Annotated in this window: 9 protein-coding genes and 1 pseudogene; 7 read left to right on the top strand and 3 right to left on the bottom strand. The window is 64.5% G+C overall.

What is annotated here, in order from left to right; all coding sequences use genetic code 11:
- Positions 1-185: 185 nt before the first annotated feature.
- Both A7D16_RS18480 and A7D16_RS18475 read right to left on the bottom strand, forming a co-directional pair.
- A pseudogene (locus tag A7D16_RS18480) lies at positions 186-1,151 on the bottom strand (dipeptide epimerase); the annotation flags it as partial.
- Positions 1,148-2,557, bottom strand: coding sequence for a C40 family peptidase (locus A7D16_RS18475; protein WP_064634711.1), 1,410 nt, complete (start codon positions 2,555-2,557; stop codon positions 1,148-1,150). The gene A7D16_RS18475 and the pseudogene A7D16_RS18480, both read right to left, overlap by 4 nt.
- Positions 2,558-2,952: 395 nt before the next feature.
- Between A7D16_RS18475 and A7D16_RS24190 the strand changes: the two genes are divergently transcribed.
- The 7 genes from A7D16_RS24190 to A7D16_RS18440 all read left to right on the top strand — a co-directional run bounded on the left by A7D16_RS24190 (position 2,953) and on the right by A7D16_RS18440 (position 7,644).
- A complete protein-coding gene (locus A7D16_RS24190; protein WP_064634710.1) occupies positions 2,953-3,759 on the top strand; it encodes an N-acetylmuramoyl-L-alanine amidase in 807 nt (268 codons plus the stop codon).
- A 165-nt stretch (positions 3,760-3,924) separates the two neighbouring features.
- Complete coding sequence (locus A7D16_RS24185) at positions 3,925-4,602, top strand: M15 family metallopeptidase (protein ID WP_374053760.1); 678 nt, start codon at positions 3,925-3,927, stop codon at positions 4,600-4,602.
- A 150-nt stretch (positions 4,603-4,752) separates the two neighbouring features.
- Complete coding sequence (locus A7D16_RS18460) at positions 4,753-4,950, top strand: CPXCG motif-containing cysteine-rich protein (protein WP_064634709.1); 198 nt, start codon at positions 4,753-4,755, stop codon at positions 4,948-4,950.
- 137 nt (positions 4,951-5,087) lie between these two features.
- Positions 5,088-5,465: a hypothetical protein gene (locus A7D16_RS18455; protein WP_064634708.1), complete on the top strand. Its 378-nt coding sequence runs from the start codon at positions 5,088-5,090 to the stop codon at positions 5,463-5,465.
- Between the two features lie 225 nt (positions 5,466-5,690).
- The gene (locus A7D16_RS18450) at positions 5,691-6,047 is read left to right on the top strand and encodes an EF-hand domain-containing protein (protein ID WP_064634712.1); all 357 of its coding nucleotides are present in this window, start codon (positions 5,691-5,693) and stop codon (positions 6,045-6,047) included.
- A gap of 224 nt (positions 6,048-6,271) precedes the next feature.
- Positions 6,272-6,712 (top strand): EF-hand domain-containing protein, encoded by a 441-nt coding sequence (locus A7D16_RS18445; protein WP_064634707.1) that lies wholly within the window; start codon positions 6,272-6,274, stop codon positions 6,710-6,712.
- 179 nt (positions 6,713-6,891) lie between these two features.
- Positions 6,892-7,644 (top strand): HAD family hydrolase, encoded by a 753-nt coding sequence (locus A7D16_RS18440; protein WP_064634706.1) that lies wholly within the window; start codon positions 6,892-6,894, stop codon positions 7,642-7,644.
- A 1-nt stretch (position 7,645) separates the two neighbouring features.
- Here the strand turns inward: A7D16_RS18440 and A7D16_RS23910 are convergent.
- Positions 7,646-7,839: hypothetical protein (locus A7D16_RS23910; RefSeq protein WP_204377168.1), on the bottom strand; the 194-nt coding region annotated here is incomplete at its 5' end.

Here is a 7,839-nt window from a genome sequence, read left to right as displayed (position 1 = left end):
GTTTGCGCTGTCGAACCTGTGGCTGAAGCGAAAGCAGTTGATGCCTGTCGTGGGGAAGGTGTGCCTGTAACCCGGGCAACACCCCGCAAACGCGGCGGAAACGGCAAAAAATCGAGGGTCTGAGTGCTATCAGAGTGGCCGATGCGGTTTAGATCATCCTCCGACGTCGTTGATCAGACCATCCCTAGATCTGCCAGGGTGATGCTATCGGCCTTGGCCACCGCCAGATGCACCGCAGCGGCGACGCTGATGCTGGATTCGATCATGCAGCCGATCATGCAGGGCAACCCGTACACCGCGGCGATGTCGGCGATGCGGATGGCGTTGGACAGCCCGCCGGTCTTCATCAGTTTGATGTTGATGATGTCGGCAGCGCGGCGCTGGATCAGGTCGATCACCTGTGTGGGCGAGAAGACGCTTTCGTCGGCCATCACCGGCGTGTGGATGTGTGCGGTGACGAAAGCGAGCCCATCGATGTCGGCGGCCTTGACCGGTTGCTCCAGCAACTCCAGTGCGATGCCGGCAGTTTCCAGGGTGCGCATGGTGCGCACCGCCTGCTTGGGCGTCCAACCCTGGTTGGCATCCAGCCGCAGCGATGCGCGACCGGCCACTGTCGCATGGATTGCCGTGACGCGTTCGACGTCCGAATCGATGTCCTTGCCGACCTTGATCTTCAACGCGCGATAGCCGCGTGCGAGGGCTGCTTGCGCCTGCGCCACCATGGTGTCGATGGCATCGGCGCTGATGGTGATGTCGGTGGTGATGCGTGGCGTGCCGCCACCGAGCAGCTGGTACAGCGGAGCTCCGAATGCCTGCGCCCACAGGTCGTACAGCGCGATTTCCACTGCGGCCTTGGCGCTGGTATTGCGCTCGAGCGCGTGCTGCACGAGGCCGCACAGCCGGTTGAGATCGGCCACGTCCTGGCCGATCAATCTGGGGCCGATGCAGTGGTCGATTGCGGCAATGATGCTGCCATGCGTATCGCCGGTGATCGGTGCGGTGGCCGGCGCGGCACCATAGCCGATGTGGCCGCTGTCAGTCTGCAACAGCACCACCACATCCTCGATCGCCTGCACGGTACGCACGGCCGTCTTGAATGGTCTTTTCAATGGCACGCGCAACATGCCAAGCCGGAAGCCGGTGATCTTCATGGGGTGCTCGTTGGTGCAATGCGTTGGATGCGGGTGATGTGCTCGATGAATGCAGAGCCATCGCTGGCGAGCAACGGCAGCAACGGTGTGACCGACACACCGTTCAAACGCGCGCGCTGCACGCTGCCATCTGCGGCGCGGTAACTGGCGCCGGCCACATCATGGATCACCCATGGCGCGCCCCCTGCGTGCCCGATCACCAGCATCACGTGGCCGGGGATGTGGATCAGATCGCCGACCTGCAGCTGTGCGAGCTGCTGCAGGCGGCGGGGCAGGGCTGCACCTGCGTCGAACGGCACGGGGTACAACACCGGGCTGCGCGCTTGGTCGCCGGTATTGCGTGGCAGTGCGATGCCGAGGCTGCGATAGACATCCAGCACGAAGCCGCTGCAATCGCGCGCGTTGTAATCGTTGCCCCAACCGTAGCGTTCGCCCAGGAATTTGAATGCCTGCCGTAGCAATGCGGCATCGGTGGCCGGCAAGGCGCCAATACGGACATCGGCACCGCGCGGGATTAGCGCAGGCGCCAGCTGCAAACGGCCAGCGGCGCTGCGCAGCGGAAGTTGCACCACATAGGCAGCCAACGGCAGCTGGCCGTTGACCGGCTGCTGCGGCGGCCAGTCGCCGAGCAATGGCAGGCTGGTGCCCATGTCCAGCGTAAGTGCCGAAACCGCCGGGTTTTCGGGCGTATAGGCGGTCTGCACGCGGGCTGCCGTGACCACGATGCGCGTGCCGCGTCGTGCGTAATCCAGTACCTCGGCGCGGCTGCCTTCGGCAAGGTGCGCGGTTGCGATCCACGCGGCGTAATTGGCGGCGATGACGAACTGCCAGGCGCCGTCGGCGCTGCCGTGCAGGACCGCCACCGGCGTACCGGGATACAACGCCGATTCCTGGAAGCGGTCGATATCGTGGTCGTCAACGCTGGTAAACACGCGCTGTTCGGTGGGAAAGGTGCGCAGCGCTGCGCGCGAGACCACCAGCGCAAAGCGCAACGGGACCTGCGCGGGAAGCGCATCCAGTGCCACTGCCTTGCGCAACGCAGCCAGGCGTGTGGCATCCAGGAGGTGCCCATCCGCGTCGTACAGTGGTCGCGTCGGCGTAGCCGATAACGCGTCGATGCGCGCCCGCACCTCGGCTGCGGGCAGCGTATCTGGCAGCTGCGCAATGTCGTACATCGAGGCATCGTCGCGCAGCAGGCGTGCATTGAACTCGGCGATCTGCGCGGGACTCATGCGCGGCCTCTGGGCGTTGCGGCTGCGTTGGATCCAATCATTGGGCGTCAGCTGCGCATCGCTGACGACGAAGGGCGGCTGGGTCACCCGCGTGTCGGCAGGTGCGGACGCGGCCCTGCAGGGCAGGGCGAGCGCGATCAACAGCAGCATCAGCAGGCGGTGCGACAATGGCATGGAGAGCTCGCGATGAAGGCAGCCACTGGCGCGCTGCGAGGCCCTGATAGTGGCATGCGGCGCATACCCGCATCCACGCGTTGCGGCAACAAGACGATGAGACGTTGGCAGTGTACGTGGCGGCGCTGTGGTGCGGTGCATGGAGGAGAGGCAGTCGCTCGCAGCCGCCGCCGCCGCGCTAGTGGCCGTTGCTAGCGCATCTACCGCGGCGATGCTTGCCGGGTTGAGAAAAGCTGCCAACGCCCCGTTGCTTCAATGCGTGAGTCACACTGTCGGCGACGTACCCATACGCGGAAGATCTCGCAAGCCCCAACTCGGCAGATAATGGTGCCGCGACAGCAGCGCGGCGATCCAGGCGCGCCCCGTAGGTCGTCGTGCCTTCCCAGGAGAACATCGTGCCGCCCAGCTTCTCTCCGTCGTTGACGACCTGGCTGCGTGCAGCCGTCTGCCTGGTCGCGCTATCGCTCGGCGCCTGCGCCAACGCACCGCAGCGCAACCCGCTGGCACAGTGGGTTCCCTCGCCCAACTACGACACGCGCAGGCCGATCCTGATCGTGTTGCACTTCACCGACCAGCATTCGGTGCAGCAGAGCCTGAGCACGCTGCGCGGGCGCAACAGCGGTGGCCGGGTGAGTGCGCATTATCTGATCGGCGAAGATGGGCAACGCTATCAGCTGGTCGGCGACGACCAGCGCGCCTGGCACGGCGGTGCCGGCCGCTGGGGCACCATCACCGACATCAATTCGGCATCGATCGGCATCGAGCTGGACAACGATGGCAGCGAACCGTTCGCACCCGCGCAGATCGACAGCCTGCTGGTGCTGCTGGAAGACCTGTGTAAACGCCTGCGTATCCCGCGCACGCAGATCGTTGGCCACGAAGACGTCGCGCCGACACGCAAGAACGACCCCGGCCCGTTATTCCCCTGGAAACGCCTGGCCGACGCCGGCTTCGGCCGCTGGCCCGCCACCGACGCGCCCGCAGCCCCGCCAGGTTTCGATCCGTGGCAAGCGCTGGCCCTGCTCGGCTACAGCCTCGACGACCCTGCCGCCACCCTGCAGGCGTTTCACCATCACTATCGCGGCACCAGCGCCACCACGCTGGATGCCGAGGATTTGCGCATTTTGTCTGCGTTGACCGTAAATTCAAGGGCGTCGGTTTTGCCGGCGGCTAGCGAGCCGGTTGAGGGCGACATCCGATAGGCGCAGCGTGTGTGTCAATCATGTGTTGCAGGGCCGCGAACGGATGTGCCGTGTGATCCAGCGCGTGCATCTTGGCGTGCTTACAGAGGAAAGACGATGAAGCAAAACCTGCAGTTACAGAAAGGACGCTGCGTGCAAGACATTGTCGTTGGAAGCGTTCTGCTGATGATTGTCATGCTGCCGTCTACCCTGTTCGCTAACGAACTCCGCGTGCATCCAGCCAAGACCGCCGCGGAAGCGGGCCTGGTGGATGTGCGTGGTCTTGCGCCGGCTATCGCACTGGACATGCGCTACGCAAGCAGCAACAACTTCACCGGACGGGTGGTGCCGGGGTATGTCGCGCCGCGGTGTTATCTGTTGCGGCCGGCCGCGGAGGCGTTGGCGCGGGTAGCGCACACGCTCAACGCGCAGGGCTATCGGTTGCAGGTGTTCGATTGCTATCGGCCGGTGCGGTCTGTGCAGGCGTTCGTGGCCTGGGCTGCGGATCTGCAGGACCAGGCGACCAAGGCGCAGTACTACCCGCGGGTGGACAAGCGTGCCTTGTTGGGCGACTACATTGCGCCGACCTCCGGGCACAGTCGTGGCGCAACGCTGGATCTGGGCTTGCTGGATTGCCGGTCGGCTCCGTGCCGCGCGGTGGACATGGGCACCGATTTCGATTTCTTCGATGCGCGTGCGCATACCGATACCCCCGATATCAGCGCGGCGCAGCGGGCGAACCGCCGGCGCTTGCTACGGGCGATGGCGGCGGAGGGCTTTGCCAATTACCCGATGGAGTGGTGGCACTTCACCTTGCGTCCCGAGCCGACGCCCGACACTGCCTACGACGTGCCGGTTGACTGATCGGGCCACGCAGCAGCTTCGCAGTAACCCGTGGAATCTTCGTGCGGCATCAGCAAACGCAACTCGTACACTGCGCGGATGACCTGTCATCCACGCGCTTACCATCGCTTGATTGCCGCGTAGCGTGTGTTGCCATCCAGAGGAAGTGTCATGTCCGACCCGGAACGCTTTGTCGATATCGCCTGCCCGTACTGCGGGGAGTGGATCACCCTGGCGCTGGATCTGACCGGCGGCGATCAGCACTACATCGAAGACTGCCAGGTCTGCTGCAAGCCGATCTCGGTGAGTGTGCAGTGGGATGAAGAAGGCGAGGCGACGGTGAGCGCGCGCGGGCAGGACGATGCTTGAACGGGGCTTGTCGCACGGTCGGGCAAATGGATGTTTCAGCCGATCCCTGTTCGCGTGGCTGGTCGTTCCTGAGGGCGTGGCATGAGGCCATCGCCTGCAGCCGCTAGACTGGTGTACCTGCTAGCTGGATCGTCACGATGAATTTGCCCCTGCACTTCGGCCTGCTCGGTTCGCTGGAGGCTGGCCTGATCGCGCTCATTCTGGGGGTGTTGGTCTTTGCAGCAGTGGAGCGCATCGGCCGGCGTTTGCAGTTCAACCATGGGCACACGCTTGGGATCGCCTGCCTGCTGACGGTCGCCATCGGCGCTGGCTACGACATCTGGAATCTGGTTTACACGAGCATCGTGCGACTGGAATCGCCGCTTTACGCGCGGTTGGCGCTTGCCAGGATCCACGACCCCAACGAGCTGGGCTCCCGCGTGGTGCTGGAAGTGACTGGCGGGCTTGCCGGCGTGGTACTGGGTTGGAAACTGTTCAGTTCCGGAAGCTGGGACGACGAGTCGCCCAGCACCTGAAATCGGGTCGCGCAGTGTGCGCCAGTTCGCAAAACCAGATGCACTGAATGAGCTGCTTCTGTTTGACTCACCATTGCCTAACAGGCGGGTAGCTGCAAACGTTCAGGCAGTGGTTAAAAGGACGTTTCGCGCGAAATTGCGGCGGGTTGAGCGTTCATTCGGGCTGGGTAGGGTATTGCCATGTGCGGCGACACCGCGCATTCCCAAGCCAAGGAGACCACCCTAATGAAGAATCGCAACCGCACCTCGCTGCTCGCCGCCACCGCCGCCCTTGCTGCCGCTCTGGCGCTGCCGGCGATGGCGCAGAGCACCTCCCCGGATGCCGCCGCGCAGTCGGGCAGCTCGGCCACGTCGGCGCAGTCGGGTGGTGCCAGCTCCGGTGGCGGCCAGACCTGGGCCAGTGTTGATACCGACAGCGATGGCGCCATCAGCAAGCAGGAAGCGCAGGTCAATGCGGGGCTCGCACAGATCTTCGATCAAGCCGATGGCAACACCGATGGCAAGCTGACCCCGGACGAATACAAAGCCTTCGTCGCCAAGCAGCAAGGTGGCGGTGGTGCGACCGGCTCGCAGGGCAACTGAGCAGTCTTCCAGAGCACCTTGCCTATTTCTCAGCGCTTCACCCATACCTTGAGAGGAGACATCGCATCGCCTGACCGAGCGCTGGCCTAGATCTGAGCCAACGTTCGGTGAGTAAGCCGTAGCAAGCATCAGGATGGACACGCGGGAGCGATCTGCCAGGGTCGCTCCCGTTTTGTTGACGTCTACCGCGTTACGGTGGTGCGTTCCGCCTCGGGTGCTTCTCCATGTTGCACGTTCGTCTTGCACTTCTGCTTGGGCTGGCGAGCTCGCTGCCGGCCTTCGCTGCGCCACCGGAATTGGCACCGGTGACCCCGGCTCCGCCATTGCCGGCGACGGCTGGCGGCAACGCCCCGGCGATGTCGCCTTTGCCGATCGATCCGCCGGTCCCCGCCACCACGCCGTTGCTGCCGGCCGACACCCCCGGGCCTTCCGGATCTACCAGCGGTGCAGAGGCATCCGTTGCACCCTCCGCTGGCAGTCTGGCGCCGCGCAGCTTCCGTAGCCTGGACACCGACGCCGATGGCTCGCTGACCCAGACCGAGGCAAGCGCAGATCCGGTGCTACGCGAGAACTTTGCCGGTTTTGACAGCAATGGCGACGGGCGCCTGTCGCGCGACGAATTCGCCAGCTATCAGCCTGGCCCGGGCGACGCCGCAGGCGACTAAGAGCGGCTAACGAGGACTGCGCTCGCCGCCATGCGGGCATGGCCGGTGTCGGTGAGGCAGGCGCCACGCCTACACGCCGGTTCTGAGCGCGCAATCCGCATCCACGCGACGACTGTTCGCCAGGGTGTGTCAGCCGCTCCGAGCACGGCGGGATATCGGCGCACTGCTAGACTTACCCGATGAGCTCTCTTGCACAACGCGACGGCCAGGCGATCCAACTGGTCGGCTTCGACGGCGACGACACCCTCTGGAAAAGCGAGGACTATTACCGCACCGCCGAAGCGGATTTCGAGGCGATCCTGTCCGGTTATCTGGACCTGCGCGACAGCCGCATGCAGCAGCACCTGCTGGCGGTGGAGCGGCGCAATCTCAAGGTATTCGGTTACGGCGCCAAGGGCATGACGCTGTCGATGATCGAAACTGCGATCGAACTGACGCAGGCGCGCATCGCAGCTCACGACATCCAGCGCATCGTCGAGATCGGCCGTGCCACGCTGCAGCACCCGGTGGAGGTGATTGCGGGCGTGCGCGAGGCGGTCAGCGCAATCGCTGCCGATTACGCGGTGGTGCTGATCACCAAGGGCGACCTGTTCCACCAGGAGCAGAAGATCGAGCAGTCCGGCCTGGCCGACCTGTTCCCGCGGGTCGAAGTGGTGTCCGAAAAAGATCCCAAGACCTATGCGCGGGTGCTCGGCGAATTCGATCTGCCGGCGCAGCAGTTCGTCATGATCGGCAATTCGCTGCGCTCGGACGTGGAGCCGGTGCTAGCCATCGGTGGCTGGGGCATCCATACCCCGTACGCGGTGACCTGGGCGCACGAGCAAGAGCACGGGGTGGCCGCCGACGAACCGCGCATGCGCGAAGTACCCGACGCCGCCGGCTGGCCGGCGGCGGTGTATGCGCTGGATGCATTGGCCCGGCAGCAGCGCTAAGCTAGTCCACTGAATCATTGAAATCGGATGCATGATCCCCAGGTAGTGTGTCATGCAAAGAACGAAGCTGACGATCCAACAGCGTGCTGAATTGGAGGCGGTGATGCGCAAGCGTCACGGCAACGCCGCTTTGGTGCGCCGCGCGCGGTGTGTTGTGCTTTGGAGCGATGGAGAACGTCGAGTCCACATACGCAC

It is taken from the genome of Xanthomonas nasturtii, assembly GCF_001660815.1.
Lineage (GTDB): Bacteria > Pseudomonadota > Gammaproteobacteria > Xanthomonadales > Xanthomonadaceae > Xanthomonas > Xanthomonas nasturtii.
This window is presented reverse-complemented; position numbering and strand designations above follow the sequence as displayed.

Bases quoted from the DNA above. Each gene is read 5' to 3' on its own strand.
- A7D16_RS18475 (WP_064634711.1), bottom strand. From the start codon at position 2,557: ATGCCATTGTCGCACCGCCTGCTGATGCTGCTGTTGATCGCGCTCGCC.
- A7D16_RS24185 (WP_374053760.1), top strand. From the start codon at position 3,925: ATGATTGTCATGCTGCCGTCTACCCTGTTCGCTAACGAACTCCGCGTG.
- A7D16_RS18460 (WP_064634709.1), top strand. From the start codon at position 4,753: ATGTCCGACCCGGAACGCTTTGTCGATATCGCCTGCCCGTACTGCGGG.
- A7D16_RS18455 (WP_064634708.1), top strand. From the start codon at position 5,088: ATGAATTTGCCCCTGCACTTCGGCCTGCTCGGTTCGCTGGAGGCTGGC.
- A7D16_RS18450 (WP_064634712.1), top strand. From the start codon at position 5,691: ATGAAGAATCGCAACCGCACCTCGCTGCTCGCCGCCACCGCCGCCCTT.
- A7D16_RS18445 (WP_064634707.1), top strand. From the start codon at position 6,272: ATGTTGCACGTTCGTCTTGCACTTCTGCTTGGGCTGGCGAGCTCGCTG.
- A7D16_RS18440 (WP_064634706.1), top strand. From the start codon at position 6,892: ATGAGCTCTCTTGCACAACGCGACGGCCAGGCGATCCAACTGGTCGGC.